The sequence below is a fragment of the Lyngbya sp. CCAP 1446/10 genome (assembly GCF_026130175.1).
Taxonomy (GTDB): Bacteria; Cyanobacteriota; Cyanobacteriia; order Cyanobacteriales; family Microcoleaceae; genus Microcoleus.
Window position 1 is genome coordinate 1 of sequence record NZ_JAIGNI010000017.1, and the last position, 26,710, is coordinate 26,710.

Below are 26,710 nucleotides of genomic sequence, written 5' to 3' on the forward strand. Positions count from 1 at the left end.
GAACAGTTGAATCAATTATTAAACGAATTGGATTCAGGGTGAAAATATCAGGAGCGCAATGGAATATTGAGAGCGTTCCCTCTATCCTTTCTCTTCGCTGTGCTTATCTCAACGGTCAACTTTCAATTTGATGTATTTGCCAAAGTGAGATGCACCCCTCACAACGACAGAACCTTTAAAAGTTTTACTACTGGATTCAGGAGTTTTAGTCATGTGTCTTTACTTGAACTCGTTCGCTTAATTGTACCCAATTGACTAGCGGATGACGAGAAAAGCAGTTTACCTCTAAAACAAGATTTTCTTTAAAGCTTACAGGGTATAGCTTACAATCACATTCGTTTCGTAGCCTTCCAAGCTAACTATGCGGGTTCGATTCCCGCTGCCCGCTCTTTAATTAAATTACCTCAAACCTAGGATAAATCAACGGTTTGAGGCTTTTTATTGGCGAAAATACGGGGCTGTAGGGGGTCAGGTTGAATACAAAATGACTACGAAATGACCAAATTGACTATCAAATGACTACGAAATAGTCAAATTGAGTATCAAGTGAGTATCAAATCACTACCCGATCGCCCTTTTTGAATACAATTTGGAGACAAATGAATACAAATTGAATACAAAGCATACCTGTATTGAGTTTGAGCCGTTTAGCTTTGCAAGTATCTCTACAATCACTTCTACATCTCAGCTTGTGGTGAGCTGGGTGCAACAATAATTGGTTAACATAGAGTGCCCTGATTTGGCAAGATTGGCGATCGCCCTCAGCTTGAGTTATGACTGATTCAGAATCGCATCAGTCACAAGGAGAACCCGTGAAATATTTTTCAGTAGTCATGTATTTGCTGCGGGAACGGCAACAGTTTCTCGAAGAAATTCGCGACGGTGTTAAGCTCAAATCTAAAATTTTCGGTTTGTTAATTTCCAGTACCATATTTTTTGGCATTTACGGAGCAATATTAGGTGCATCTAGTACGTGGATGCAATGTCTGGTTTCCGCAATTAAATTGCCAGCACTTTACTTACTGACGCTGATTATCTGCTTTCCCACACTGTACTTTTTTAATGTCATGTTTGGTTCAAAACGCACTTTTGAACAGTATTTGACATTGTTGATGACATCGATGGCGATGATTAGCGTTTTGCTGTTTGGATTTGCACCTGTCAGCCTGTTTTTTCTCATCAGCAGTACCAATTACAATTTTTATCTGCTGCTCAATGTTGCTATTATGGCAATCACTGGATTTTTGGGGGTAAATTTCATTTATCAAGGAATGCACTTTCTGTCCGAACAAGATGCCGAAGGCAAAGACATCAGGCTAAATATTTTGCGGTTCTGGTTGGGACTTTATGCGTTTGTGGGCAGCCAGTTGGGATGGACTCTGAGACCGTTTTTTGGCGCGCCCGGACAAGCTTTTCAACTGTTCCGAAGTCGAGACAGCAATTTTTATATGAGTCTGTGGGATTCTATTAGGTCTCTGGCAGGATTTTAATTCATGCCAATTTAAGGAGATTTGGAAGAGTGATACAAGCGGATTTGGATGGGTTAAGAATTCCTGAAAAGGAGTTGGAAGATTTGAGCGGAATAGCTGTGAGCGACGGGTTTTCAGGGAATTTTTATCGACCTGCTACACTCCGGGACGGCAAAAAGCTGTTTGCTTTTTTGTTGCATGAGTTGCTGATATTTTGTGTGACCCTTGTTGTGTCGCTCCCTGTGGCTTTGCTGGTCAACAAACATGAAGTTAGTTCAGTTAGCGATGCTGAGATATTGGTTCGGGTTTTACAAATAACTTTGGGTTTGTCGCTGGCGATTACTGTTGCTTGGAATGTCTATCAATGGGTGAAAGCAAAGCCTTTAGAAACGTTGGCGAGTCTGCTGGATGAAGTTGAGAAGTATCATGAGGTGATTCAGGCTTTAGATATTATCGATCGCCTAACGGCTGCGGGCAATTTACAAGCCAATTTAATTAATCGACAAGATGCAATTGAAGCCTTACAAATCACTAAAGAAAGTTTGGTTTGTGCTTTAAAAACAGAGAGGATTCTGCGGGAAAATCAGCAATTTATCGGTCGCCGTTACGAGTTATTTGCTAATATTGAAAGTAATTTGGCGGCTTTGATGGCATTGGATGTCAGCGATCGGGCGTCTGAATACGGGCGGTTACTAAATGAGGCTTTGGAGATTGGGATGAGCGTGCACAAAGAGGTAAAAAAGTTGCAGAATGGCAAGTGATACCATTTGAGATTTGAGATTTGAGATTGCAATGGCTGATGAATTAAGTTTTGTAGGGTGCGTCGCCATAAACAATCCCTAAATTCACTCAATAATCTGACGGCGACGCACCTAGACAAATGCTATTAAAACTTTAATCGTCAAAGATATCTAACTGTTCGCCCTCAGACTCTTTTTTGCCATCTTTCTTAACACCTTTCCGCAGCCCGATCGCAATTTTGCTATGTTTCTCAATCTGCTTCATCACCTGTCTCGCCCTGTCAATCACCGACGGCGGTAAACCAGCCAACCTCCCCGCTTCAATTCCATAAGACTTATCAGCACCGCCGGGGTGAACTTCGTGCAAAAATACGATTTGATCCGGCAATTCCTTCACAGTCACCTGATAATTTGCCACATTATCCAAAATCGAAGCTAACTCGTTCAATTCGTGATAGTGAGTCGCAAAAATCGTCCGCGCCCGAATCTCGCTGGCTAAATATTCTGCTACAGACCAAGCAATCGAAAGCCCGTCAAACGTCGCCGTTCCCCTGCCAATTTCATCCAACAACACCAATGATTGCGGCGTGGCGTGATTGAGAATATTGGCAGTTTCGTTCATTTCCACCATAAACGTAGATTGACCTGTTGCCAAATCATCCACGGCGCCAACACGGGTAAAAATGCGATCGCAAATTCCCAAAGTCGCAGCTTTCGCAGGCACAAAACTGCCCATTTGCGCCATTAACTGAATCAAACCCACCTGCCGCAAATAACAACTTTTCCCGCTAGCATTCGGGCCAGTTAAAATAATTAAATCCGGGCGATTTAGCGCTGCTTCCCGACCCAAAAAAGCCGAATTCGGCACAAAAAATCCCGGTGGTAAAGACTTTGCTACCACCGGATGACAACCTTCAATAATTTTAATTTCCCGACTTTCAACCATAGTCGGGCGACAGTAATCTTGATAAACCGCTACTTCCGCCAAACCACACAAAACATCGGCCGCCGCCACCGCGCGAGAAACGTTGCGAATAATTTCCGCGTGCTCTCCTACCTCCGATCGCAATTTCGCAAAAATATCGTATTCCAACTGATTTAAATCTTCCCGCGCTGTCAGAATTCGCACTTCCCTTTCTTTTAATTCTTCAGTGCTGTAGCGTTCTTCATTGGTGAGAGTTTGCTTGCGGGTGTAGTCGTTCGGTACTTGGTCAATTTTAGATTTTGTAATACTGATGTAATAGCCGAAAGCTTTATTGTAGCCTACTTTTAAATTAGAAATTCCGGTGCGTTTCCGTTCGTTAGCTTCTAAATTGGCAATCCATTCTTGGTCTCCTGATGCAGTTTGGCGCATTTCATCAAGCATTACATTGATTCCCGATCGAATCAAACCTCCTTCTTTTAAATGAATCGGCGGTTCGTCAACTAAATGAGTGTGAATTTGAGTTGCTAATTCTTCGAGAAGTGGCGGGACAATTTGCAGCGCTTTCAAATAGGGCGATCGCCCTTGAGTTGCGATCGAGGCTAATTCCGGCAATTTCGAGAGAGAATCTGCTAAAGCGACCAAATCCCGCGCGCTAGCTGTTCCAGAACCGGCACGGCCAGTCAGTCTTTCGATGTCGTAAATTTGGCGGAGTAACTGCTGCAAATCTTGGCGCAGCGGATTGTTTTCTACTAATTCTTGAATCGTATCGTGGCGGGCGCAAATGCCTTTAATGTTGAGCAAAGGCTGCATCGCCCAGCGGCGCAAAGCCCGGCCTCCCATTGCGGTGCTGGTTTTGTCGATCGCCCACAGCAGCGAACCGTGAAACACCCCATCTCTGACGGTTTGAGTAATTTCGAGATTGCGCCTGGTTTGGTAGTCGAGTGTGAGAAAGTCGGTGAGAGTATAAGTGTGCAATCTTTGCAGAGCAACTGCTTTTTCTTTTTGAGTTTCTTCAAGATATTGCAGCAAACCGCCCGCAGCGCGCACTGCGAGGGAAAGATGTCCGCATCCCATGCCTTCGAGCGATCGCACTTTGAACTTTTGCAGGATTCTCTGTTTGGCTTCGGACAAACTAAACGGGATTTGCGATCGCAAAGAATAGCAAAACGAAGTCGGCAAACAATCGGGTAAATGCTCGGATTTCTCTCCTGGCCTCAACATCGTCACCAAATCCGGCGCATTAGTTGGTACCAAGACTTCCGAAGGCTGCAATCGCAGCAATTCTAGAGTTAATTGTTCTAAACTGTCCGCTTGAGTAGTGACGAATTCTCCCGTAGAAATATCAGTATAAGCCAATCCCCAATGGACTCCAGCGATGACGACTGCTGCTAAAAAGTTATTTTGTCGGGGTTTGAGCATTCCGTCGTCTGTCAAGGTTCCGGGAGTGAGAATGCGGGTGATTTCGCGCTTGACTTGGCGGCCTTCGCGGGCGGCGATCGAGGCATCTTCAACTTGGTCGCAAACTACTACAGCATAGCCTTTTTCTACTAACTGAGAACTGTAGCGATCGAGGGCGTGGTGTGGCACTCCTGTCATCGGCACTCGACCGATTTCTTTGCCGCTTTCTTTGCTAGTACAAACCAGTTCTAATTCCCGCGAAATTGTCACGGCATCTTGAAAAAAACACTCGAAGAAATCTCCGACTCTAAACAATAAAAGTGCGTGCGGATACTGTTCTTTCACTTCCACATACCGCTGCATCATCGGAGTCAGCTTGGTGAATTCTAGTAGGCGGTGGTCGGCATTGGGGATGTTGGCTTGACTGGGGTCTGTTGGGGTAGATGCAGTGTAAGGCATAAAAGGCGATCGATAAATTTTTATCTTTAACAATTTTACCGCAAGCTCGGCTTTGAGGTATAGCTAATGATACAGTATTTGACAATTAATCTTCCTGAAGCAGGGTGCGTGATGCTCAATTTTTAGGGCGAGTATTGAGCGATCCGAAAGTCAGACACCTACTTAATCATCGCTCAACCCCCTTTTTATTGAAAAATTTTAGGTAATAAATTATCTAATGTGAGCTAATTAACGACATTTCGTGAGAATTAATGGTAGTTTCGTTATTGAATCTGACCATTGTTCTCTTAACTTGCGATCGGCAATTTGCAGAAAATAAGTGTAAAGCTCTGTGTTTTCTGCTTCTCTAAATAAGAATTTTGTTTGCTATGGATAAAACAGCCTAAAGATAGATTTATAAATAATACCTAAGATAGAGACATCTAAGATTCAATCGATTTAAAATGAAAGTTGAATTGGCATTCATTATTCAATAAAAAACAATGCTTTTACAAGAAAAAGAATCCGGCGACTTGGTAGAAATTATCGATATCGAGACTTTAATCAGCCCTGCCAAAAATCATGTATCGGGCAGAATTCAAGCTGGTGAAGAAGAGCAAGACCCGGCAAATTTTGATAAGGATAAATTGGTTTTTCCGTCCGGCGAAGTTCTGCCGCGCTGCTGGATTGACGAAAATTATAAAACTAAAGGTTTGTAGTAGGGACTTCAGTCCTCGATTGACTCATTAAGTAATTCAGGACTCAAGTCCGAACGCTCAAACCTAAGAGAGGACTAAAGTCCTTACTAAAAACCACAGGTTCGTAGTAGGGACTTCAGTCCCTAATTGACTAATTAAGTAATTTAGGACTAAATTCTGAATGCTCAAACCAAACTGAAAGACTAACGATTATATTTGCGGTAAGAATAAAAATGGCGATTAATTGTTAACTATTCGATCGACTTGATGCGCTTCTGTGATGTCTGGAATATCCAGACGCTCGGCTAATTTGCGAATCACGGCTTCTGGTACAGGTGCGTTGCGGGAACTGTTGCGGCGCAATACTTCCTCCAAGGGAACTTCGAGATAAACAATCCGAATTCGCGCGTTGTAAGCAGCAAATAAATCAATTAACTGCTGCCGCATTTGTTTGCTTGTATTGGTGGCATTCCACACAAAAGAAGTTCTCGATCGCAAATATTCCTTAGCTCTTTGTTTTGCTTTGTCTAGAATAGCACTCTGGTTTTTTTCTGGGGATATATTCATCTCCAACCTCAGCGCATCCAAGGAAATTACGGGCAAACTTGGCAGGTTTTCTTTGATCCAATAATCTTTGCCACTTCCGGGCAATCCCGACATCAAAACAACTTCGCATTTGGTATCATCAAACATTTCAGCATCGGGATTGCCGTTATCTTTGCGGAAGTAGATAAATCGGCTGTGTGCTGAGGGGAATTGTCGGGGAGAATTCAAGCAATTATTTTCTTGACAAAACTCCCGAAATAGTTCTATTTTATCCAGGATTTCTTGTCTGTCGCTACACTCGCGGCCGCGCACGTCGGCTTCGGCTAAAAGTGCGAGGAAATCGCAGCGAACAACTTGACTGGCTTTAATTACAGACTGCTGTGGGTTGGGTTTGTCGAGTAGCCAGATGGGTAAACTGCCGAATTGGACGATCGCGCAAACAGTCTCCCGAATGCTAAACTGCACCGGCGGGTCGAATTGAGATAAAATTTGTCTGACCATCCTCGCACCTTGACGGGCGTGACCTTTTGAGCTAATTCTCCCATTTTCTTCTATCTTGGTAAAAGCCGGTTTTGCGACATCGTGCAGCAAAGCCGCAGCAAACAGCATTGAACGTTCTTGGACGCCAAGCTGCCGCCAATTCAGGGAAGAGATTAAGGCTTCGCAGACCATTTTGGTGTGAATTAAGACATCTCCTTCAGCGTGATAAATCGGGTCTTGCTGACATCCTTCTAAGTTTTGAATCCAGTCAAAATGATTTTGAATGCTTCCCCAATCTAGGAACCAATCGGGCGGTTCAGGACAAAAGGGAAAAGTCCAAGTTTGGGATTGTGAGAATAAAGTAGTCATGGTTTTACCTGTTTGTTAATATTGTAATTTCTTAGTCCGCGGAGGCGGATATTGTTTGTATAGTCGCGGTTTCAACCGCCGACTCTCAACGGACTATTAGGAGTCTTCAACTAAAATTAAATAAATCTGCGCCGGGACACAAAATATTAGGTACAATGGGACGATTCAGCCAATGTCCTTCGGCATTTTTAATAGCAGTCAAAAAGCTAGCGCGCACGTACTTATAACGCGCCTTGACAATTCCATTTTCTTCGATTTTAATATACAAGCCCTCCATAAAATCGCTCTGATCGGTCTCCTTCAAACACCGCTCTTCATCTAATCCTAATTGCCGGCATTGCAAGCGTAACCGATTCAAATGTCCGGGTTCAATAAAATTAGATTTTTCCATAAACTGCATCATTTGCTTGGGCGATTTTAGCACTCCCGAAAACAGCACTGGAACTGACATTAACGGCAGTCCGCTTAACAACTTGCAGCGGGCTTCTGTACTCAAAAATTGACGATTTTCTAAGTCCAGCACATCGTATTCCATAAAATAATGCGGCAAAAAATCATAAAAAACCGTGTGTTTGGCATAAAGCCATTCGCCGTACAGAATATAGCGATTTCCCAGCACTTCTCCCAGCACTCCGCTGAGACTGAAAGCCCACTGTTTGAACAAATTAAAATGTTTTTCTCTGGGCCCGCCGGTGAGATAGTGGCCACGACTTTGCAGCAGCATTTGTCCGTCTGGGGCGAAGCTGATGCCTGTATTTGCGCCGTCTACCTTTTCTTCGATGATTAAAGGGCGATCGGCAATAGCGCTAAACGGCACGCTGTCGAGGTCTTCATCACCCGGCTGGAAACGCGAACCTTCGATGTGATAAGTTCTAGGATATTTCACAATTTCCACCATCAGCTTACCCATCCATTTTATATTTTATATTTTATATTTTATATTTTAGAGGCTATCCAATCCATTTAACCATTATAATTGAATTATCACAAAGGAGCATATATTTTGAAATCTCAAAATTTCCAGAGCATATCATCAGCAATCGCTGGGATTCTATTAGTAGTCGCGATACTCCTCGGCTTTAACTCTTTTGTTGTCATCAATCCGGGTGAAGCAGGGGTGGTCAGCGTTTTGGGGAAAGCCACAGATGGAGCATTGTTAGAGGGATTTCACCTCAGACCCCCGTTGATATCCAAGGTAGATATATACGATGTAACAGTGCAAAAGTTTGAAGTTCCCGCCCAAAGTGCTACTAAAGACCTTCAGGATTTAAATGCTAGTTTTGCGATCAACTTTCGCCTCGATCCTACGAGAATTGTTGATGTCAGAAGGACTCAAGGAACCTTGGAGAATATAGTCTCAAAGATTATTGCTCCTCAGACGCAAGAAGCGTTTAAAACAGCGGCTGCACTGAGAACGGCTGAACAATCTATCACTCAAAGAAGCGAACTGAAAAAAGACTTTGATGCTGCACTGAAGGAACGGCTGTCAAAATATGATGTAATCGTGCTTGATACCAGCGTTGTCAACATTCGATTCTCGACAGATTTTGCCAAAGCAGTTGAAGAGAAACAGGTTGCTGAACAGCGGGCGCAAAGGGCTGTTTATGTTGCTCAGGAAGCAGAACAACAGGCTCAAGCTGACATTAACCGCGCTCAAGGTAGGGCAGAAGCTCAAAGACTTTTGGCGGAAACTTTGAAAGCTCAGGGCGGCGATTTGGTGCTGCAAAAAGAGGCGATTGAAGCTTGGAGAAGCGGCGGTGCTCAGATGCCAAAAGTGCTGGTTATGGGCGCAGGTTCAAGTCGGGTTCCTTTCATTTTTAATATGAATGATATGCAGGAAGAGCCCGCTCGCAAAACAGTGACTAACAATTAAAATCGGACTGACGCCAAGAAACCCGGTTTCTCCGAAAATATTGGCTTTGCTAACGATAAATCCCGCCAGCAACCGGGTTTGCTCAGAAAGCGTACATAAGTTTTATGAGAGTTTGCGGAGTATGCTACACTGCTGAAAGCCAAAAGATAACGACAGCTTAAAACCTGTCGCTATCAAAGCAAAGTCCGCAATTCATATGCAGACAACACACTCATTCTAGAAAGTAAGGAAAAAATCATGACCCGCGCGATTATGGAAACGAACAAAGGCACAATCAATTTGGAATTGTTTGATGCAGATGCGCCTAACACAGTTAATAATTTTGTTGACTTGGCAGAAAAAGGTTTTTACGACGGATTAGCGTTTCACCGAGTCATTCCTAACTTTATGGTTCAAGGTGGCTGTCCAAAAGGTACTGGAACCGGCGGCCCCGGCTACAAAATCAAGTGTGAAATCAACTCCAAAAAACATATTGCAGGAACTTTATCGATGGCTCATGCAGGTAAAGATACGGGCGGCAGCCAATTCTTTATTTGCCATTCTCCCCAGTCGCATTTAGATGGAGTTCACACAACTTTTGGCCAAACAGATGATATGTCTGTCGTGAATGCAATCCGCCAAGGCGATAAGATTATTTCGCTCAAAATCGAGCATTAATCCTCATTAATTACTTTCGTTTGTAATAAGGACTTTAGTCCTTATTACAACAAATTAAATACTAAATATATATATCTAATAAGTTATACTTTGGGATTCAAGAGGATTATGCTATCAATTGGCGATCGACCTTATTTGCTTGCATGACTTTTTTTGTAAATTTTTGCGATCGATATATTGCTCCTGAGATCAGTAATGATATAAAATAAATATAGTTCAGATCGGCAATTAAAAAAGTGAAATTAGTATGCTCAATAGAGGTTTGAGGAAAATAAAAAGAGAAGCTTCTCTGCTTCAATCTAGCTTATCTTATAAGTGGAGACTTTTGCAACACATCAAAAAATTACCTGCACTGAATCCGACGAATCAGTCCATTGTCGAGGCTCTTAGGAAGGAAGGGGCTTTTATTACTTCTCTACAAGCTTTGTCATTGCCAATGAATGAACAACTTTTGGATGCAGTGAAGGCGATATTACCTAATAATCCAAAATCTCCGGCTTTTGAAGATCAATACGTTTATCATGTTAATTCAGCAGAAATTATCAAGAATTCAGAAATCTTTTTATGGGGTCTTCAAGAGCGGTTGTTTGACATTGCTGAAAATTATCTTGGGGTTCCCGTTGCTTACCGGGGTTTGTTTTTTCAGAAAGATTTTGCGAACGAACAGCAGGTACATACAAGATTGTGGCATAAAGACCCTGAAGATCATAGACTTCTCAAAATAGCTGTTTACTTGAATGATGTGAATCCTGAAAATGGCCCGTTTGAATATATTCCAAAGCATTTCAATTCTCAGTTAAGCCCTCTCAAACGAAAACTTTTATTTTCTGATGCAGAAGTAGCGCAACATTTAGACCAATCAAATTGGGTTTCATGTACAGGGCTAGCAGGTACTGTTGTTTTTTTCGACTCTCACCATGTTTTTCATCGCGGTAAGATGCCTATCAAGTCACACCGCGACGCAATATTTTTTAATTATCACTCCAGACAACCGATTAAAGTGTTTTCTGATCATTGGAAAGCTCCTTTTTCACCAGATGAGTTACTCGTGCTTTCAAAAACTCTTTCTCCACGCCAGAAAGAATCAGTTTTTTGGTGGGAAAATGGTGCGGAGTCATTCCAGCCAAAGTTGATGGCTAGGTGAAACATTTAATCAAGGAGAGGGGAAGTGAATAGTATCCGCCAAACCGACAATATTATTTCATTAATCGAGCATTGATTCTCAGTAATTGAGTTGCGTTTGTAGTAAGGATTAAAGTTCTTATTATAAACTTAACTCGGTTAAATTGAATCATTCATCTTCAAGGGAAATGTCTAACTGTTCAATCTCTAAATTTTCTTCCTCATCCTCATAATTAAATTCCAATCTGCTCTGCTTAATAATTTCGTTCAACATATTATTTAAATATCCTTTGGCAACAGCCTCTTCAAATCTTTCGATAATAATAGCAACATTAATTATTTCTTCTATACATTCCATGTAACGTGAAACTATTGCATTTATTGAATACTGTTTTCGAGCTTGCGCCTCAATTTTAGATTTAATTTCAATATCAGAATCTGAAGATTTAACGACAAATGTTATCGGATACTTTTCAATTTTATCAATGTCTAGGAAATATTTATTCATATCTACAGTTTCTGTCACCTGAAAAAACCGTCCCAAAGGCTTCATTACAAAATCAATGCCACCATCATTTGCATTTGTCCGGCCTGTTTTAAACAGTTTTAAATTTTCTTGCTGGAGCTGATCAACCTCATAACCCCAATAAATCGATCGGTCACTATAGTAGTATTTTAATATACTGTAGCTGACGATCTCGAAGATTCTAGCATCTACCGTTGGTGCGAGTATTTGTTTAATAAATTCTATTACTTGACCCTCTGTCAATGCTTGAGCATCTTTACAAAGTTGAAGAAATTTTTCAAAGCTATCTCTCTTAGCTTCAACGTAGGCGTCAATAATTTGAATTACTGTTTCGGCTATATTATGTACGTTTTCCTGAATTTTAACTTTTAATAAATTCTCGTTAAACCAATACCTGTTAGTTTTTGGATTTCTCAGAATTGGGATGAAGTCACAAGTAGGAAAATATCTTTTAAATTCTTCATTAAGTCTGTGGTTCAAAGCATGGTTCTGAAGCTTTTGTCCAAACGGTAATTCGCGCTGTCTCTTAAAAATATTTGTATAAACTGCACCTTCATAATCTGAATACATCTCGCTTTGATGAAAATCTCTTGAAAAATAGTCTTCAACTAAAACATATATACCGTATAAATTGGCAAAACTCCCTCTTGATTTTGAGCCTTTATTTGCAGATTTAGTTTTGATATTCAAATATTGAATTAGCTCGCTTCCAGCAAATATTTGCTCGCCCGACGCACCAAAGTTTTCTTGTAAAACTTTTTTAATTGTTTTTGTAAATTCGTGTTCCATTTTATCAAAATTGTAAATTAAGTGTTAGTTGTTTTGGTGAACTTGCAAGTGAATTGACTTCGGAGCTTTGAGCCTGCTGATTGTCATCAGAAGTAATCTGTAATCTATTTAATCCTATTTCTACATATTTTTCTTGTAATTCTATTCCGACTGACTTTCTATTAAGCTGTTTGGCAACAAATGATGTAGTAAAAGTTCCAGAAAATATATCTAGTACAACGTCTCCCTCATTACTACTTGCTTTAATAATTCTTTCTAACAAAGATGTTGGTTTCTGGGTAGGATGATCTTCATATTGGGGCATACGATATCTGACTCTCGGAAACTCCCATACATTACCTGGAACTTTTTCAGAATTATATACTGATGGTGTAGACTTGCGGTAATCAATTAATTTTCTGACAGATCCAGTTTTTGCTTCTACCAGAATATCTGAGGAATTAAATGTATAATTTCGTTTGTCTTTGACACAATATAAAATAGGTTCGTACAGAGAACCATAATATTTTTTTGCTTGGACACCAGAACTGTCATAATACCACACTATGCGAGAAAGAACTGTTAAACGATCGCGCAAATATAAGTCAAAGTAAGGCATACATTGAGTGGATGCCATCAAATACAAGCTGCCGTTTTGCTTGAGCTTATCAATACATAAATTCAACCAAGTATAACTCCATTCTAAATAAGCGCTTTCAGATTCCCACTTATCTTTAAAACCATTGAAGTCCTTGCCAATATTATAGGGAGGGTCGGCAAAAATTAAATCAATTGAGTTGTCTTTAATTTCACTAGAAAGGACTTCTAATGCATCTCCCAATATGAGCTTGTGTCTGTCTACTTCAAAGATTTTCATTTTGCCTAACCTTTTTCAATCAATACGCGCTCTTGTCGGATATAGTTGGTATTTGCCAGAAATATTCAATACAATTCATACTTGAGCAAAGTACACGGAATTGAGCCATTGTAAACTGGAATCCGCTTTGATGTCCTGAGTCCAACTTGTTTCCCCAATTCCTTATTTCCTGTCAAAATAAACGCATTCCAACCTTTAAAACGCTGCTTGAAAATATCGCCTAACATTTTATAAAGTTCCCCTAATTCGCTAGCGTCTCCCAGTCGCTCTCCGTAGGGAGGATTGCATATCAGAATGCCGCTGTCTGATGGTGGTTCTAACTCGGATAACTCGGTACGAGCAAACTTGATTTTACCGGCAATACCTGCTTGCTGCGCGTTAGTGCGAGCTTGATCTAACATATCAGAATCGCGATCGCACCCGGAAATCATTTCTGGAAGCTCTGACAATTCGCTGTTTTCCGCTTCGGCCCACAATTTATCCCACAAAGGCTCGTCAAAATCCCGCCACGTCATAAATCCAAACTTTTCTCGAAACAATCCCGGTGCAATATTTAAGGCTTTTAAACTCGCTTCCAAAGGCAAAGTTCCCGAACCGCACATCGGGTCTAAAAATGGTAAATCTGGCGTCCATTCTGCCATTTCTAAAAGGGCCGCAGCGAGGGTTTCTTTGAGCGGAGCCAGCCCCATTGCCGGTCGGTATCCCCGCCGGTGCAAACTGCCGCCGGAACTGTCTAAACTCAAAATAGCGCGATCGCGATGAATGTGAATATTAATCAGCAAATCGGGATTCTCGACATCAACACTCGAACGCTTGTTAAATTGGTGGCGCTGTTGGTCGGCGATCGCATTTTTGACCTGCAAAGCTGTAAAGTGAGTATGATTTAACTTGTCGTTCCCACCTGTACAGTTGACTGCTAAGGTATTATCAGGATTTAGATATTCGTCCCAAGGAATTCTCTGGACTGCGCCGTAGAGCATATCTGAGTTATAACACTGAAATTCGGCGATCGGCATTAACACTCGAAAAATTGTTCTTGACCAAAGATTGACGCGGTACAATAAAGCGCGATCGCCCGCAAAGTAAACTCCTGTAAAATCTGGCTTGACATCCTGCGCGCCTAAGCTTTCTAATTCTTGGGCGGCAATTGTTTCTAAACCGCGCGCAACTGTAGCAAAATATTGATTCATTGATGATTACGAAGGAAGAAGGAAGAGGGAAGAAGGAAGAGGGAAAAAGGAAGAGGGAAGAGGGAAGAAACAGGTATGTGTGTATTCGTGACTTCTGGATCGCGAATAAAGGTTGTTGGGGATTGGGAATGGGTTTTTCTCGATCGCCCTTCATTTAGATAGTAGCTCGTTTTCATCCTAACTCTCACAAACAATACTCTACCTTAAGGTAGATGCCGAGAATCAAAGAACTGCTATATTGCAGGAAAGTTTATCAACAGGCGATCGCCCGCCTAGTCCTGTAGTTAAAAGGGCGATCGGGCGATCGCCACACCCGCTCAACCTCCAAAATCTAGCGGCAGAGCGGATTCACGCTTAATTCTCACCAAGGTTGGCAACTGCTGCGAATTATCCTGTCGGCCTGTTTATTGAACAAAATTCTTAACTATTTGCACAGGTTATTAACTTCATGTTACACTTTTAGTCAAAGTTGAGAATTCAAGCCCTAACGTCACAGTCAGGGAAAATTTCAGCTAAATTGGTGTACTACAACAATTAGAGGCCATTATGTCAAAGCAAATCAACGCATCGGCTCTCAAACTGTCCCGCGCTAGCAAAATCCAAGTAGAAGTCAAGGAAATTGCCAAGCACGCCACAGCTAAAAACATCTCTTCTACCCTCAATGTTGATGCCGATGGTAGCGATGTTACCAACGAGTAATTGCAGGTTTTTCCGTTAGACTTCGCCTCCCCAAACAAGAAGTAATAGATTTTATTTTTTGATGTCGGGAAGTCTGGAGTAATTGAGGACAAGCGCAAAGTGTTGTCCTCAATTATTAAATTGCTAAAATCTTATTGATAATTTTTATCGTTTATTTTTAAAATTTATGCGATCGCTCGCCAATCTCCTCAAACCATACAATCTGGAAGATTTTTTAAATAACAACTGGACAAACAAAGCAGTTGCGATTAAAAGTGAAGGAAAAAAAGACTTTGCACACCTATTTTCCTGGGAAAAACTCAACCACCTGCTCAACTTTTACCAATTAAAATATCCCGACATTCGCTTAGCAGTAGAAGGAAAAGTTCTCGACGAAAGCGAAAATGAAAATCTCATCAAATTGTGCCAATCTGGAGCAACGTTAATTATCAATCAAGTCCACAAACTCATACCAGAAATAGCTGAATTTGCAGCAGAATTTAAAGCAGACTTGGGTTATGGAAACCAAGTAAATGCCTACTGTTCTTGGCCGGAAAAACAGGGTTTTTCCTCCCATTACGACACCCACGAAGTTTTTATCTTGCAGACAGACGGAATCAAACAGTGGTACGTCTTTGCCGACACAATTAAATACCCGCTTACAGACCAAAAATCCTCCACTTTTCCGCCGCCAGAAACCCCACCCTATTTAACCTGCACATTGCACCCTGGCGACGTGCTTTACATACCGCGCGGACATTGGCATTATGCAATTGCTTCCGACGAACCGTCGCTGCATTTAACATTAGGAATTCACTGCAAAACAGGAATTGATTTTTTAGAATGGTTGGTGGGCGAATTGCGACAACAATCAGAGTGGCGGCAAAGTTTACCGCTGCGAATAAATCAAGATTCAATCGATACAAGTGTAAATAATTTAATTGCTGAATTTCACGGCTACACAAACAGTAAAAATCTGGGAGAAGAGTACAGCAGCTACCTCGATAGTTTAGCCAAACCTGTGGCGAAATATTCTCTCCCTTATCAAGCAGGGTTCAACATTTTTCCCTACGGCATTCAAACTAAATATAGAATTCCCAAATTTCAGCGGGTGAGAATTCACGAATTGCCTGACGGGTGCGGATACAAAATCGTTGTTGGAGGCAAAGAAGTATCTCTGAAAGGAGTAACGGATAAATTTACAGACAATCTATTCAGTACAGAAGTTTTTACAGGAGAGGATGTGATGGATTGGTTGCCGGATTGTGATTGGGAAATAGATGTAATGCCGCTTTTGTCGAGGCTAGTTGTTGAAGGAATTATTTTTGTTAGTTAAAGCTACATAAGAGTAATAGCTGCGATAAATTGGTTTGTAACATAGTAATTTATGACACACAATGAGGTATAACATGACGAATAGTTTTTTGTGCGCTGATGCTTCTAAATGCGTTCAAGAGGATATTATTGGTAGCGGTACTAATTACCAAACCTATGTATTAATTGAATGCTGTTTGCCTTGGGAATCAGAAGCTTTTAATTCCCAACAAGTTCCCCAGAATCTCAGGGATTTGGTGGAGGAAGTAGAACATTCAAAGCAAAAAATCAGATTTTTGTTGATAAATAGTGAATCAACTAAATGTGCAGACCGTCGCAAAATTTTGATTTACGAAAACAAAAGTCAAGATATTTTTGGTGGTTACGAAAAGCACGAATTTAATGCGAATAATATTGAAGAAGTGGCGGAAATAGTCAAAAGCTATTTAGCTGGAGAAGTCCCGGATTGCGAAGTTGAAAATAACCCAATTAGAGATATTTTGGTTTGCACTCACGGGAGTCACGATAGATGTTGCGCCAGATACGGCAATCCTTTTTATGCCCAAGCAAAAGCTGTGGTTTCCGAGTTAGAATTGAGTGATGTTCGTGTTTGGAAATCCAGTCACTTTGGCGGACACCGCATGGCACCGACTGCGATTGATTTGCCTGACGGTAGATATTACGGAAATCTCGATCGCACTTCGTTCAAATCTATTCTGACGCGCACTGGCGATATTGAATGTTTGAATAAAGTTTATCGGGGTTGGGGAATTTTGCCAAACGCAATTCAGGTTTTGGAACGAGAATTTATCATGCGCTACGGTTGGGATTGGTTCAACTACAAAGTTGCGGGGCGCATTGTTGAAAAATATCCAGAAAATGATGGTTTTGTTGCTGAATTAACTTTTGAAAAAGTCGATGGGACGTACACCTATCGGGCTAATTTAGTCAAAAATGACAGTAAAACAGTTCGGCTGAAAGGTTCCTGCGGTGCGAAACAAGAATCAGAGTTTGTCAAGTATTTGGTAAAAAATTATTACTTTTACTCGAAGACTGAAGAGTCAAAATTTGTCATCTATCCGGGAAGTCCGCAGCCGATATTGGTAGAGACAATGTGAGATGAAACAATCACAATCAAATAGGTTCGTAGTGAGGACTTTAGTCCTTGCATTTTGGATGCGGACTAAAGTCCTCACTACGAACCTTATCATGACACTAATTAAATCTCTAACTGCATGAATACGTGCGGAATTCCCAGGTAATCAAAAGGACTTTCTTGTGCGGAAAATCCGAGTTTTTGGTAAAATTGAACAGCGTTAATGCGAGACATCAGTCTCAGTGTTTTGAAATTATTTTCCTTAGCTTGTGCGATCAATTTTTCCATCAGTTTAGTGCCAATTCCCTGATTTTGGAATTCAGGAAGCACAGCAACATAAGAGATGCTTCCTAATTCTGGGGATAATTCTCGGAGTCGGCCTGATGCGATAATTTTGCGATCGCCCGTTGCTATGATATGACAAGCACCATTTTCGTGATCGTCCTTTTCGCTACCCCTTTCCATACCCAGGGGCGATCGCAAAACCAACCACCGCTGGTAAAACATCTCTTCTAATTCTTGTGCGTTTTTAACCGGACGTATATCTATATTTGGCATTTTTTTTGATAAATTACTGTAGGTTCGTAGTGAGGACTTTAGTCCTTCTTATGTAAAGGACTAAAATTCTCACTACAAACATCCGCTAACTGGCGGACTCATTGAATAACCACCTATCACAAACTGTCAGTAACACTCGTGAAATTAAAAGCTTTCACGCGCACTCCGGGCACGACATTACCGCCGTAACGTTTCACCTCGGTAACTGCATCGACATCGCGCAACATATCAGGTAAAACTTGATTGAAACGCATATTTTTAATCGGGTAAACAATCTTACCATTTTCAATCCAGAAAGTACCGTCGCGAGTCATGCCGGTTACTTCCGATGTTTTCGGATTCACGTAATTTACATACCAAGCTCGACTGACAAAAATTCCCCGCTCGGTTTGAGCGATTAAATCTGCTAAACTTTGATCGGAACCTGTCATCACTATCGGGTAATAAGCACCTTTCGTTTCTTTCCCTTTTTGCGCGGCCCAATAGCGGGAATAAGACAAACTTTGAGGGATGCCATTTTTGATGATTTCCAAATAGTTATTGCTGAATCCGTCGCCGAAAAAATTACCAGATCGCAACAAAGGATGACTTGGATCGCGCTGTACCTGCACTAACGGGCTGAAAAGTTGTTCTCCCGCGCGGTTTCCAGCGGGTTTTCCAGACTCATCGGCGATCGACATAAACGATCGCCCTTCATCCGCCGCCCGCGCATCCATACCCCAAATTATCCACGGTAGCAAGTCCGAAAACGCAGCGCCATCAAAGATTACAGGATAAACAGCGGGAGTAATTTCGCGGGGGTTGCGGGAGGCCTTCGCGCGATCGACAACTTGTGCTGCTAATTCGGCCACTTGTAGTTGACTAATACTCCAAGCTGTGGATTCAGTCCAGCTAGAACCGTTGTCAATGCGGGCTGTAAAGCCGAAATTCGCCTCTGTAGATTGGTTGCAGGCGCGGAGTCCGGTTGACGAGGCGATCGCGTACAGCGAAGCCTCAGCGCTCAATGTACCGGAAGCTTCCGCGCCTTCGCCAGATGCGATCGCACAAGCCTGTCGCACCATTTCTGCGCGGGCTAGAGGCGATACAGCGGCCGTTGCTTCATCAAACGCGGGCCTCGGTAAATCGTAGGTTTGAGGGGGCAGCAAGGGCATCCATTCGGGGTCTGCGGGGGCAATTCGGGCGAGTTCTTCCGATCGCTTGATGGTTTGGGCGATCGCATCTTCATCAAATTCAGTAACAGCAGCAGAAGCACTTTTGTTGCCAAAATAGCTAGTAATGTTGAGGCTAAATACAGTCTTGCTAATATTTTGGCTGATTTGATTTTCTGAGAAACGGGAAAGAGATTCTTCGCCAGTAGAGAGACTGACAAATACTGCTTCTGCTGAGGATTGTTTGACTACATTTTCTAGTAAAGATAAGGCTTGGTCTTCACTTAAAATTGCGGGAGATGTTGTAACGGTCATAAGCTATAATGCTAGCATGATTTGTTGGTATTTGAAAACATATTGAGCCGCAATATTACGGTTAACTTGCCTGTACTAAAGAGCGAACTGTTAACACTTCATCAGCTCGTAAAGGTTCCACATCTGAACGGGAGACAGCCACGACTAAAATCGATTCTCCTAACGCATTAAATATTTCTAACACGCAGCCATCTTCGCCTTGGATTGGGTGAGGTACGCGATCGACTAGCATAGCTACATCGCCTTTTTTTAGTTGATATAGAGGCATATCCCGGCACAATGCTACACGCTGATAAAGTTCAAGTTTCACGTCGAGGCTCCTTTTTAGGTTTGAGAGTAATAAAATGAAAACTTCCGTCAATTTGCCACTGCAACCAAATTGTAACAACTGCTAAATTACGTCCATTAACTGCTGGTAACTCACCTTCAGCGCGAAAGAACTTTCCGAATTCATTAGCACCATCTTCTACTGCCTCAGCAGATGCGATTAAAGACTGAATTGCTGCTAGCAAAGCTTCTGGGTTATATTGACTAAAACCACCCTGAGCCAGAAATTTTTATTTGTCATCTTGCGCTTTTAAAATAAGTAGATAGCGCGTTAATTTGGCTTCTGGTATGATAGCATCCGCTGGAATTTTCACGTTAACAACCTACGCTTTAAATTAAGCCCTTCCCCCAATTTGAATATCCCTTACCCGCACCGGCACACAAGCGTGAGTCATTTGAGCAACCTGTATCGGTTCACCTTTGCCGCACATATTCGTACCACATTGTACCCGTTCGGAAGCAGGGCCAATCGCATCTACTTGATTCCAGAAATCAGTGCTCATTGAATGATAGGTTACATCCTTCAACATCCCGACAACTTTACCTTTTTCCACCTTCCAAAACGCATTACCGCCGAATTGAAAATTGCGCCGCTGTTGGTCAATTGAAAAACTACCAATACCATCAATTAAAATCCCATCTTCCGTATCAGCAATCATCTCATCTAAAGTAGCAGTATGACTGCCACCATCCGGGCCTGGTTCCAATCCCAAATTAGGAATTCTCACCATCGGTACACTCGACCAACTGTCAGCGCAGGCAGAACCGTTGCTGCTACCGCGTCCGAGGCGATAAGCTGTTTCTCTGTCAGTGAGATAATCAACTAAAATTCCATCCTTGACAACGTACCAATCCTGTGATTTTACGCCCTCATCGTCGTAACCCATTGTACCGCGGCCGTGGGGTTGAGTGCGATCGCACTTGAAGTTAACCCAAGGTGCAGCGTATTGCAGCTTATTTAACTTATCGGTAGTAGCAAAACTCGTGCCAGCAAAATTAGATTCGTAGCCGTAAACCCGGTCTAATTCTGTTGGGTGTCCGACGGATTCATGGATTGTCAGAAACAAATTTGTCGGCTTGAGAATCAGAGATTTGCAAATACCAGCCGGGACTTTTGGCGCAGCGACTTTCTCAATCGCTTCGGCCGCAACTCGTGCGACTTGACTCAACAAATCATCTGGATTAATGTGTTCGTAACCGATGTTTAGGGGCGGGCGTTCGTAACTGCGACTTTGGGCATCGCCGCCCGCAATTGCCGTACAGCCAAAACCCGGATAGCTGCGGTAGATTGTTTGTTCGATTAGCGAGCCTTCTGTGGACGCAAAAACCTTGTCTTCGCGATTGAATGTCAAAAAAGAATAAGCTTTTTTGATGCCTTGTGATTCGTGTGCTAGCAGGCGCTCGTTGATGGTTAATAAAAGTTCGGCTTTGTCAGCAACGGGTACAGAAAACGGGTCAATTGCGATCGCACTAATGTAAGTATCGACATATTTTTCGACTGGTACTAAGCGCACCGGTTCCTTTTGAGTCAAGCGGCTGCCTTTAGCGATTTCCACAGCCAAAGCCACGATTCTGGCAACCTCTGCGGTGGTTTTGCTGTGACTAGCGGCAAAGCCCCAAGCACCGTCTAGCAGCACTCGCACGCCAAAACCGGAACTTACATTATCGGAGATATTGCTTAAAGAGCGATCGCGCGCATACAAACCTTGCCTCCGGTAACTGCAAAAACGCACATCACCGTATTCGCACCCACTTTTCCGAATTAACTCTACAGCTAAATTTGCCAATTCGTTAGCAGAGACTTTTGCAGTTAACAGTACCATAGTTATTCGTCGTTTGTCGTTGGTTATGAATGATTATAGCGCTGTTTAAGGATTTAAACGAACCGCGAAGACGCGAAGAGCGCGAAGGAAGACAAGAGAGAGAAGTTTTTCTGCTCTTCTTCTCTCTCTCTTCCTTCGTGTCCTTAGCGCCTTCGCGGTTTATTAAATCTTACTCCAATTCCTGCAAAACCGCTGTTAAAATTTCCAAAATGCGATCGATATGTTCCTGTTCAATAATCAACGGAGGCGACAAAGCAATAATATCACCAGTAGTCCGAACCAGCAACCCTTTTTCAAAGCACTGCAAGAAACAATCAAAAGCCCGTTTCCCCGGCTTCCCAGGGATAGATTCCAACTCAATCCCCGCCACAAGTCCGAGATTCCGCACATCAATTACATGGCGCACGCCCTTCAAAGAATGAACCGCATTTTCCCAATAATCAGCCAACTTATTAGCCCGTTCAAACAGCCTTTCTTCCTCATAAATATCCAGCGTCGCCAAAGCAGCCGCACAAGCCAGCGGATGCCCAGAATAAGTATAACCGTGAAAAAGCTCGATCGCATTTTCGGGAGCATTCATAAAAGCATCATAAATTCCCTCCTTCACAAACACCGCCCCCATCGGCACAGTACCGTTAGTTATCCCCTTCGCCACCGTCACAATATCGGGAACCACCCCAAAATATTCAGTAGCAAAACTCGAACCCAGCCTGCCAAATCCAGTAATTACCTCATCAAAAATCAGCAGAATCCCGTACTTGTCACAAATCTCCCGCAGCCGCTGCAAATAACCTTGGGGCGGAATCAAAACCCCCGTAGAACCAGCAACAGGTTCGACAATTACCGCCGCAATATTAGACGCATCGTGCAAAGCCACAATCCGTTCCAATTCATCAGCAAAATGCGCGCCCCATTTCGGTTGTTTGCGACTGAAAGCATTGTGCTCTAAATTATGAGTGTGAGGTAAATGATCAACTCCTGTCAGCAAACTGCCAAAAAATTTACGATTAGGGCCAATACCACCGACAGAAATTCCCCCAAAACCAACGCCGTGATAACCGCGTTCCCTACCGATTAATCTTTGACGAGTTCCTTCACCTTTCACCCGGTGATAAGCAATCGCAATTTTCAAAGCAGTTTCCACAGACTCCGAACCCGAATTAGTGAAGAAAACGCGATCGAAATTGCCCGGAATCATCTTCACCAAACGTTCCGCTAATTCAAAAGCGCCGGGGTGTCCCATCTGAAAAGGTGGGGCATAATCTAGGGTCGATACTTGCTTATGAATTGCCTCGATAATTTTCGGGCGACAGTGGCCTGCATTCACGCACCAAAGCCCCGCAATCCCATCTAAAATGGATCGGTTATCATCGGTTGTAAAGTGCATATCTTTTGCCGAAACCAAGATGCGCGGATTTGCCTTAAACTGTCGGTTAGCCGTGAAAGGCATCCAGTAAGCGTCCATATTTGTCATGTTTTTTATCCTTTTATATTCATCTTTCCGTTTTCAGACTATAACTTGTTACCGATTGCCGATCGACCGACACTTATTATAATTTTACAAATATCTCTTTTAAACAAACCGCGAAGACGCAAAGAGCGCGAAGGAAGATAAGAAAGAGCTTTTTCTCATTTTTAAATCAAGTCTTTGCCTAAAAAGATTTACCTATCTTCCTCTTTCTCTTCCTTCTCTTCCTTCGTGCCTTCGCGGTTCGTTAAATAGATATTATTTGCTAATTAACGATCGCACCAACCGACTAATGTTGCAACAAACCCGTCAGTATTTTCACAGGCCGCCCATCGTAGGGCCACGCGAAAGCATGGCGGAAAGCGGCCTCTTGACAGGCTTGTAACTGCCGAAAATCAATGATATCCAAAGTTAACAAATTCTCGTACTCAAAAGGCAGCCGCACGTTGTGCAATCCCGCATTGTCAGTACAAATAGCAATATCGACGCCAGCCTCAAAACATCGATCGAACACAACCTTCAATTCCCCCATATCCTGTAACGTCCCCGTCTTGAGATAGGTAGTCGGGCAAACCTCTAAGCATTGACCCCTGCGCGCGACCTCTGGCAGCAGTTCGGGATATTTTAGCGGAATTTGAATCCCGTGGCCGATACGCATCAAATAGGGCAGAAGTTCGGGATAACAGCCAGAGGTAGTTTCGTAGAGATGGCCGGTTGTCTTAATGCCGATCGACCTTGCGTACTGATACAATGCCACAAACTCATCCAGGCGATCGCCAATAGCAGCATCACCGCCCGCAAGATCGATCGCACAAACATATTCTCCCATCTCGGCTGCCAAATCGACGATCGCCCGATTCACCTCATGGGGTAAACGCGAGTGCATACACAAAATTTGGCTAGTCACAATCGGACAATCACCAATTTGACTTGCCTTCCCCACAACCCGTACAATTTCTGCCATCAAATCAATGCGTTTTGACTGTGACAAATGCTCTGGAGTCCGCAAATAAGGCGTATAGCGCAACTCCAAATAAGCCAAATTTTCAAATACATAAGCGCCGCGCATCAACCGATAGATAAAATAAGGCAAAGTCTCCACAGTTTGCACGCTTTCTACCAGCGTGTGCAGTTCCAAATACTCATCGAGAGTATTGCGCGGACGAGTGTAAAAATCCTCAAAAGCAGAGTAGTGTTGAAAGCGATCGACCATTTCAGCATTATGGCGATCGAAATAGCGCCACAGAATCCGAGGAACCACAGAACCGCCTAAATGTCGGTGCAACTCAGCGTGTAAAGTCATGCGATTTTAGATTTTAGATTTTGGATTTTAGATTGAAGAATTGGGAATGACTTACAGGATAATAAAGAAGATTGCAATAGACTATCCCATTCTCCCATTCTCCCATTCTCCTTTCGGAAGTCCCCCGATAGTGCTGGGAGTCTTTGATTGAGAGTAATACAGGCTCAATGCTCTTAATTGTAACAAAAATATATTTGACATCTGGGACACATTGCTACATAATCAGAGTTTGTGTCAACCTGAACTGAACGCGAGAAACCCTTGGCTAACGTAGTTGTAATCGGCGCCCAGTGGGGCGATGAAGGAAAAGGCAAAATTACCGATTTGCTCAGCAAATCCGCAGATATCGTTGTCCGCTACCAAGGGGGCGTCAACGCCGGTCACACGGTGGTAGTCAACGGTCAAACTTTCAAACTGCACTTAATTCCGTCTGGGATTCTCTACCCAGAGACACAGTGTATCATCGGCTGTGGCACGGTAATCGACCCTAAAGTTTTAATTGCAGAGTTAGATCAGCTAGAAAAACTGAATATTTCGACTGCCTCCCTGATGATTTCAGAGACTGCTCACATCACCATGCCCTATCACCGATTAATTGATGTGGCATCGGAACAGCAGCGGGGAAATTATAAAATCGGGACAACAGGACGCGGCATTGGCCCTACTTACGCCGACAAGTCGGAACGCACAGGCATTCGGATGCTCGACTTGATGGACTTGGAAGGCTTCCGAGAACAACTGGAATGGACGATTCATCATAAAAATGTCATTCTGGAAAAACTTTACAATTTGCCGCCTCTCAATCCGCAAGATGTTTTTGATGAATATCAAGTTTATGCAGAACGTTTGCGGCCGCACGTAGTAGACAGTTCCCTGAAGATTTATGAGGGACTTCACACGCGGAAAAATATTCTGTTTGAAGGCGCGCAAGGCACTTTATTAGACTTAGACCACGGCACTTATCCTTATGTTACTTCCAGCAATCCCATCGCGGGCGGCGCTTGCGTGGGAACGGGAGTTGGGCCCACAGCGATCGATCGCGTAATTGGCGTAGCAAAAGCCTACACAACCCGCGTCGGAGAAGGCCCCTTCCCTACCGAAATGGTCGATGGAGTTGGCGCAATTTTGGGCGAAAGAGGTGCAGAATTCGGCACCACAACCGGCCGGAAACGCCGCTGCGGTTGGTTCGACGCGGTAATCGGCCGCTACGCAGTCCGCATCAACGGCCTTGACTGTCTGGCAATTACCAAACTAGATGTTTTGGATGAATTAGAAGAAATAAAAGTTTGCGTTGCTTACGAAATTGACGGCGAACGCTGCATCGATTTCCCGAAAAGTTCGCGGATATTTGCTCGGTGCAAACCCATTTATGAAACCCTTCCCGGTTGGAAACAGTCCACGGAAGAGTGCCGCAATTTGGAAGATTTGCCGCCGCAAGCATTGGATTATCTCAAGTTTTTGGCAGATTTGATGGAAGTGCCGATCGCCATTGTATCTCTCGGAGCCAGCCGCGACCAAACTATCATTGTCGAAGACCCAATTCACGGGCCCAAGCGCGCTTTGCTTTCTCATGACGGTACGCCAGCCTAACGTTGCCTTTAAAATACATTTTGGGTATCAACCAATCATACTCAAAGCTGTTGCCAGTCTCGCCGCTACCTACTTAGTTTAAGGTTCCAGCAGATTTAGTGCACTTGACCCACGGCGAGGTCAAGTGTATCTTTATTTACAGGGAGTCAAGTAAATGACTGACGAAGATGAACTGATAGCACGGCTAGAAGTTCACAGAGATATGATTGGATGGCTTATAATGGAATTAAGCAAAGAAGGAATACAAGCCAAAAGAACAACCGGAAACAATCCCAAAGGTGATATTTTGATCGTCAACGATCGGGATGTTCCGCGAGTTAAACAGCTACTCCGCAATTTACAGATCGAATTTAATGGTTAATTTATCAAAATAATAAAAAGTATAAACAATAATGAATGAACCGCATATTGAAATTAAAGCCTGGAAAAACAAAAAACTAGATTCCACAAAAGCTAAGGAAATATGTCAAAAAGGAACTGTAATTGGAGTTATTACCACAGGGGGAATTACTAAACCAGCTAAGGTTGTATTCGACAAAGCAGATGTAGCTTGGGTAGAAAATTTTCCAGAGAGTAAGTTGGTGAATCAGGAAGGTCAGGAGGAAAGCTAATGTTAGACATGATTTTTTATGCCTTCAAAACTAATCAGCCACCCCACTATGTCGGAATGTCTGAAGACGTTTATGAGTGGTTGGCAAAATCAGAATTTTCCAAAATTGGCAAATCTGTCCCCAGAAATATTTTGATAGATGAAGAGGAGGAGAAGCTACCTTTAGTTGAGTTAGATCAAGATATACGCCAGAAGTTTAGAAATTTTTTCCGCGATGCAATCATCTGCGAAAGCGATACCGTCCTTGCTAAGCTGGGTGATTCCCCTCTCAAAGAAGAATACCAAGCAGGAACGTACCGTTTGAGGAAAATGCTGGAATTGCTTAAGTGTCTGGAAAATGAGAATTATCAGTATCTTCAGCGAGTCGTTTAATTAGGTGCGATCGCGATATCACAATTCTGGTA

Annotated in this window: 27 protein-coding genes and 1 pseudogene; 15 read left to right on the forward strand and 13 right to left on the reverse strand. The window is 42.8% G+C overall.

All coding sequences use genetic code 11. The annotated features are described in order from the left end of the window. The 3 genes and pseudogenes from K4039_RS09870 to K4039_RS09880 form a co-directional block, all read left to right on the forward strand. Positions 1-131, forward strand: a pseudogene (locus tag K4039_RS09870) (ISKra4 family transposase); the annotation flags it as partial. Positions 132-773: 642 nt separating this feature from the next. Further along, positions 774-1,490: an actin-binding WH2 domain-containing protein gene (locus K4039_RS09875; RefSeq protein WP_265234998.1), complete on the forward strand. Its 717-nt coding sequence runs from the start codon at positions 774-776 to the stop codon at positions 1,488-1,490. A gap of 29 nt (positions 1,491-1,519) precedes the next feature. Beyond that, complete coding sequence (locus K4039_RS09880; RefSeq protein WP_265234999.1) at positions 1,520-2,230, forward strand: hypothetical protein; 711 nt, start codon at positions 1,520-1,522, stop codon at positions 2,228-2,230. Between the two features lie 133 nt (positions 2,231-2,363). Here the strand turns inward: K4039_RS09880 and mutS are convergent, their stop codons facing one another. After that, positions 2,364-4,991 (reverse strand): DNA mismatch repair protein MutS, encoded by a 2,628-nt coding sequence (gene mutS / locus K4039_RS09885; protein ID WP_265235074.1) that lies wholly within the window; start codon positions 4,989-4,991, stop codon positions 2,364-2,366. Positions 4,992-5,473: 482 nt separating this feature from the next. Here mutS and K4039_RS09890 point away from each other — a divergent pair, with 482 nt between their 5' ends. Then, a complete protein-coding gene (locus K4039_RS09890; RefSeq protein WP_265235000.1) occupies positions 5,474-5,689 on the forward strand; it encodes an acetyltransferase in 216 nt (71 codons plus the stop codon). 219 nt (positions 5,690-5,908) lie between these two features. Here the strand turns inward: K4039_RS09890 and K4039_RS09895 are convergent, their stop codons facing one another. Both K4039_RS09895 and K4039_RS09900 read right to left on the reverse strand, forming a co-directional pair. After that, positions 5,909-7,063 (reverse strand): AAA family ATPase, encoded by a 1,155-nt coding sequence (locus K4039_RS09895; protein ID WP_265235001.1) that lies wholly within the window; start codon positions 7,061-7,063, stop codon positions 5,909-5,911. A gap of 106 nt (positions 7,064-7,169) precedes the next feature. Next, positions 7,170-7,973: an RNA ligase family protein gene (locus K4039_RS09900; RefSeq protein ID WP_265235002.1), complete on the reverse strand. Its 804-nt coding sequence runs from the start codon at positions 7,971-7,973 to the stop codon at positions 7,170-7,172. Between the two features lie 93 nt (positions 7,974-8,066). Here K4039_RS09900 and K4039_RS09905 point away from each other — a divergent pair, with 93 nt between their 5' ends. The 3 genes from K4039_RS09905 (at position 8,067) to K4039_RS09915 (ending at position 10,737) form a co-directional block, all read left to right on the forward strand. Continuing rightward, on the forward strand, positions 8,067-8,936 hold the full coding sequence (locus K4039_RS09905) for a prohibitin family protein (protein ID WP_265235003.1): 870 nt from the start codon (positions 8,067-8,069) through the stop codon (positions 8,934-8,936). A 237-nt stretch (positions 8,937-9,173) separates the two neighbouring features. Next, positions 9,174-9,593: a peptidylprolyl isomerase gene (locus K4039_RS09910; RefSeq protein WP_265235004.1), complete on the forward strand. Its 420-nt coding sequence runs from the start codon at positions 9,174-9,176 to the stop codon at positions 9,591-9,593. A 247-nt stretch (positions 9,594-9,840) separates the two neighbouring features. Continuing rightward, the gene (locus tag K4039_RS09915; RefSeq protein WP_265235005.1) at positions 9,841-10,737 is read left to right on the forward strand and encodes a phytanoyl-CoA dioxygenase family protein; all 897 of its coding nucleotides are present in this window, start codon (positions 9,841-9,843) and stop codon (positions 10,735-10,737) included. Positions 10,738-10,884: 147 nt separating this feature from the next. Here K4039_RS09915 and K4039_RS09920 read toward each other — a convergent pair whose 3' ends face one another. From K4039_RS09920 to K4039_RS09930, 3 genes are all read right to left on the reverse strand, one after another. Continuing rightward, a complete protein-coding gene (locus K4039_RS09920; RefSeq protein WP_265235006.1) occupies positions 10,885-12,030 on the reverse strand; it encodes a restriction endonuclease in 1,146 nt (381 codons plus the stop codon). Positions 12,031-12,034: 4 nt separating this feature from the next. Beyond that, the gene (gene yhdJ / locus K4039_RS09925) at positions 12,035-12,886 is read right to left on the reverse strand and encodes an adenine-specific DNA-methyltransferase (RefSeq protein WP_265235007.1); all 852 of its coding nucleotides are present in this window, start codon (positions 12,884-12,886) and stop codon (positions 12,035-12,037) included. 65 nt (positions 12,887-12,951) lie between these two features. Then, positions 12,952-14,076 (reverse strand): class I SAM-dependent RNA methyltransferase, encoded by a 1,125-nt coding sequence (locus K4039_RS09930; protein ID WP_265235008.1) that lies wholly within the window; start codon positions 14,074-14,076, stop codon positions 12,952-12,954. Between K4039_RS09930 and K4039_RS09935 the strand changes: the two genes are divergently transcribed. The 4 genes from K4039_RS09935 (at position 14,076) to K4039_RS09950 (ending at position 17,186) form a co-directional block, all read left to right on the forward strand. After that, a complete protein-coding gene (locus K4039_RS09935; protein ID WP_265235009.1) occupies positions 14,076-14,234 on the forward strand; it encodes a hypothetical protein in 159 nt (52 codons plus the stop codon). The two genes, K4039_RS09930 and K4039_RS09935, sit on opposite strands and share 1 nt — an antisense overlap. 388 nt (positions 14,235-14,622) lie before the next feature. Then, positions 14,623-14,775, forward strand: coding sequence for a hypothetical protein (locus tag K4039_RS09940; protein ID WP_265235010.1), 153 nt, complete (start codon positions 14,623-14,625; stop codon positions 14,773-14,775). Between the two features lie 166 nt (positions 14,776-14,941). Continuing rightward, a complete protein-coding gene (locus K4039_RS09945) occupies positions 14,942-16,090 on the forward strand; it encodes a cupin domain-containing protein (RefSeq protein ID WP_265235011.1) in 1,149 nt (382 codons plus the stop codon). Between the two features lie 73 nt (positions 16,091-16,163). Continuing rightward, complete coding sequence (locus tag K4039_RS09950; protein ID WP_265235012.1) at positions 16,164-17,186, forward strand: sucrase ferredoxin; 1,023 nt, start codon at positions 16,164-16,166, stop codon at positions 17,184-17,186. A 101-nt stretch (positions 17,187-17,287) separates the two neighbouring features. Here the strand turns inward: K4039_RS09950 and K4039_RS09955 are convergent, their stop codons facing one another. From K4039_RS09955 to K4039_RS09985, 7 genes are all read right to left on the reverse strand, one after another. Beyond that, positions 17,288-17,722 (reverse strand): GNAT family N-acetyltransferase, encoded by a 435-nt coding sequence (locus K4039_RS09955; protein WP_265235013.1) that lies wholly within the window; start codon positions 17,720-17,722, stop codon positions 17,288-17,290. A 116-nt stretch (positions 17,723-17,838) separates the two neighbouring features. After that, positions 17,839-19,185 (reverse strand): TldD/PmbA family protein, encoded by a 1,347-nt coding sequence (locus tag K4039_RS09960; protein ID WP_265235014.1) that lies wholly within the window; start codon positions 19,183-19,185, stop codon positions 17,839-17,841. 61 nt (positions 19,186-19,246) lie between these two features. Continuing rightward, entirely contained in the window at positions 19,247-19,495 is a 249-nt protein-coding gene (locus K4039_RS09965) for a DUF4926 domain-containing protein (protein WP_265235015.1), read from the reverse strand. Then, complete coding sequence (locus tag K4039_RS09970) at positions 19,485-19,736, reverse strand: DUF6883 domain-containing protein (RefSeq protein ID WP_332967280.1); 252 nt, start codon at positions 19,734-19,736, stop codon at positions 19,485-19,487. The genes K4039_RS09965 and K4039_RS09970 overlap by 11 nt, the downstream gene beginning before the upstream one ends. A 111-nt stretch (positions 19,737-19,847) precedes the next feature. Further along, positions 19,848-21,335, reverse strand: a complete 1,488-nt coding sequence (locus K4039_RS09975) for a TldD/PmbA family protein (protein ID WP_265235017.1) — start codon at positions 21,333-21,335, stop codon at positions 19,848-19,850. 169 nt (positions 21,336-21,504) lie between these two features. Next, complete coding sequence (locus K4039_RS09980) at positions 21,505-22,809, reverse strand: aspartate aminotransferase family protein (protein ID WP_265235018.1); 1,305 nt, start codon at positions 22,807-22,809, stop codon at positions 21,505-21,507. A 283-nt stretch (positions 22,810-23,092) separates the two neighbouring features. Next, positions 23,093-24,106 carry an adenosine deaminase gene (locus K4039_RS09985; RefSeq protein WP_265235019.1) on the reverse strand — a complete coding sequence of 338 codons (1,014 nt, stop codon included), beginning with the start codon at positions 24,104-24,106 and terminating at the stop codon, positions 23,093-23,095. Positions 24,107-24,367: 261 nt separating this feature from the next. Here K4039_RS09985 and K4039_RS09990 point away from each other — a divergent pair, with 261 nt between their 5' ends. The 4 genes from K4039_RS09990 (at position 24,368) to K4039_RS10005 (ending at position 26,678) form a co-directional block, all read left to right on the forward strand. Further along, positions 24,368-25,696, forward strand: coding sequence for an adenylosuccinate synthase (locus K4039_RS09990; RefSeq protein ID WP_265235020.1), 1,329 nt, complete (start codon positions 24,368-24,370; stop codon positions 25,694-25,696). Between the two features lie 154 nt (positions 25,697-25,850). Next, on the forward strand, positions 25,851-26,057 hold the full coding sequence (locus K4039_RS09995; protein WP_265235021.1) for a hypothetical protein: 207 nt from the start codon (positions 25,851-25,853) through the stop codon (positions 26,055-26,057). Positions 26,058-26,088: 31 nt separating this feature from the next. Next, complete coding sequence (locus tag K4039_RS10000) at positions 26,089-26,307, forward strand: hypothetical protein (RefSeq protein WP_265235022.1); 219 nt, start codon at positions 26,089-26,091, stop codon at positions 26,305-26,307. Continuing rightward, on the forward strand, positions 26,307-26,678 hold the full coding sequence (locus K4039_RS10005) for a hypothetical protein (protein WP_265235023.1): 372 nt from the start codon (positions 26,307-26,309) through the stop codon (positions 26,676-26,678). The genes K4039_RS10000 and K4039_RS10005 overlap by 1 nt, the downstream gene beginning before the upstream one ends. Positions 26,679-26,710 lie beyond the last annotated feature (32 nt).

Bases quoted from the DNA above. Each gene is read 5' to 3' on its own strand.
- K4039_RS09940 (WP_265235010.1), top strand. From the start codon at position 14,623: ATGTCAAAGCAAATCAACGCATCGGCTCTCAAACTGTCCCGCGCTAGC.
- K4039_RS09920 (WP_265235006.1), bottom strand. From the start codon at position 12,030: ATGGAACACGAATTTACAAAAACAATTAAAAAAGTTTTACAAGAAAAC.
- K4039_RS09900 (WP_265235002.1), bottom strand. From the start codon at position 7,973: ATGGGTAAGCTGATGGTGGAAATTGTGAAATATCCTAGAACTTATCAC.
- K4039_RS09955 (WP_265235013.1), bottom strand. From the start codon at position 17,722: ATGCCAAATATAGATATACGTCCGGTTAAAAACGCACAAGAATTAGAA.
- K4039_RS09890 (WP_265235000.1), top strand. From the start codon at position 5,474: ATGCTTTTACAAGAAAAAGAATCCGGCGACTTGGTAGAAATTATCGAT.
- K4039_RS09915 (WP_265235005.1), top strand. From the start codon at position 9,841: ATGCTCAATAGAGGTTTGAGGAAAATAAAAAGAGAAGCTTCTCTGCTT.
- K4039_RS09945 (WP_265235011.1), top strand. From the start codon at position 14,942: ATGCGATCGCTCGCCAATCTCCTCAAACCATACAATCTGGAAGATTTT.
- K4039_RS09985 (WP_265235019.1), bottom strand. From the start codon at position 24,106: ATGACTTTACACGCTGAGTTGCACCGACATTTAGGCGGTTCTGTGGTT.
- K4039_RS09875 (WP_265234998.1), top strand. From the start codon at position 774: ATGACTGATTCAGAATCGCATCAGTCACAAGGAGAACCCGTGAAATAT.
- K4039_RS09950 (WP_265235012.1), top strand. From the start codon at position 16,164: ATGACGAATAGTTTTTTGTGCGCTGATGCTTCTAAATGCGTTCAAGAG.
- mutS (WP_265235074.1), bottom strand. From the start codon at position 4,991: ATGCCTTACACTGCATCTACCCCAACAGACCCCAGTCAAGCCAACATC.
- K4039_RS09975 (WP_265235017.1), bottom strand. From the start codon at position 21,335: ATGGTACTGTTAACTGCAAAAGTCTCTGCTAACGAATTGGCAAATTTA.
- K4039_RS09960 (WP_265235014.1), bottom strand. From the start codon at position 19,185: ATGACCGTTACAACATCTCCCGCAATTTTAAGTGAAGACCAAGCCTTA.
- K4039_RS09930 (WP_265235008.1), bottom strand. From the start codon at position 14,076: ATGAATCAATATTTTGCTACAGTTGCGCGCGGTTTAGAAACAATTGCC.
- K4039_RS10000 (WP_265235022.1), top strand. From the start codon at position 26,089: ATGAATGAACCGCATATTGAAATTAAAGCCTGGAAAAACAAAAAACTA.
- K4039_RS09995 (WP_265235021.1), top strand. From the start codon at position 25,851: ATGACTGACGAAGATGAACTGATAGCACGGCTAGAAGTTCACAGAGAT.
- K4039_RS09895 (WP_265235001.1), bottom strand. From the start codon at position 7,063: ATGACTACTTTATTCTCACAATCCCAAACTTGGACTTTTCCCTTTTGT.
- yhdJ (WP_265235007.1), bottom strand. From the start codon at position 12,886: ATGAAAATCTTTGAAGTAGACAGACACAAGCTCATATTGGGAGATGCA.
- K4039_RS09910 (WP_265235004.1), top strand. From the start codon at position 9,174: ATGACCCGCGCGATTATGGAAACGAACAAAGGCACAATCAATTTGGAA.
- K4039_RS10005 (WP_265235023.1), top strand. From the start codon at position 26,307: ATGTTAGACATGATTTTTTATGCCTTCAAAACTAATCAGCCACCCCAC.
- K4039_RS09980 (WP_265235018.1), bottom strand. From the start codon at position 22,809: ATGACAAATATGGACGCTTACTGGATGCCTTTCACGGCTAACCGACAG.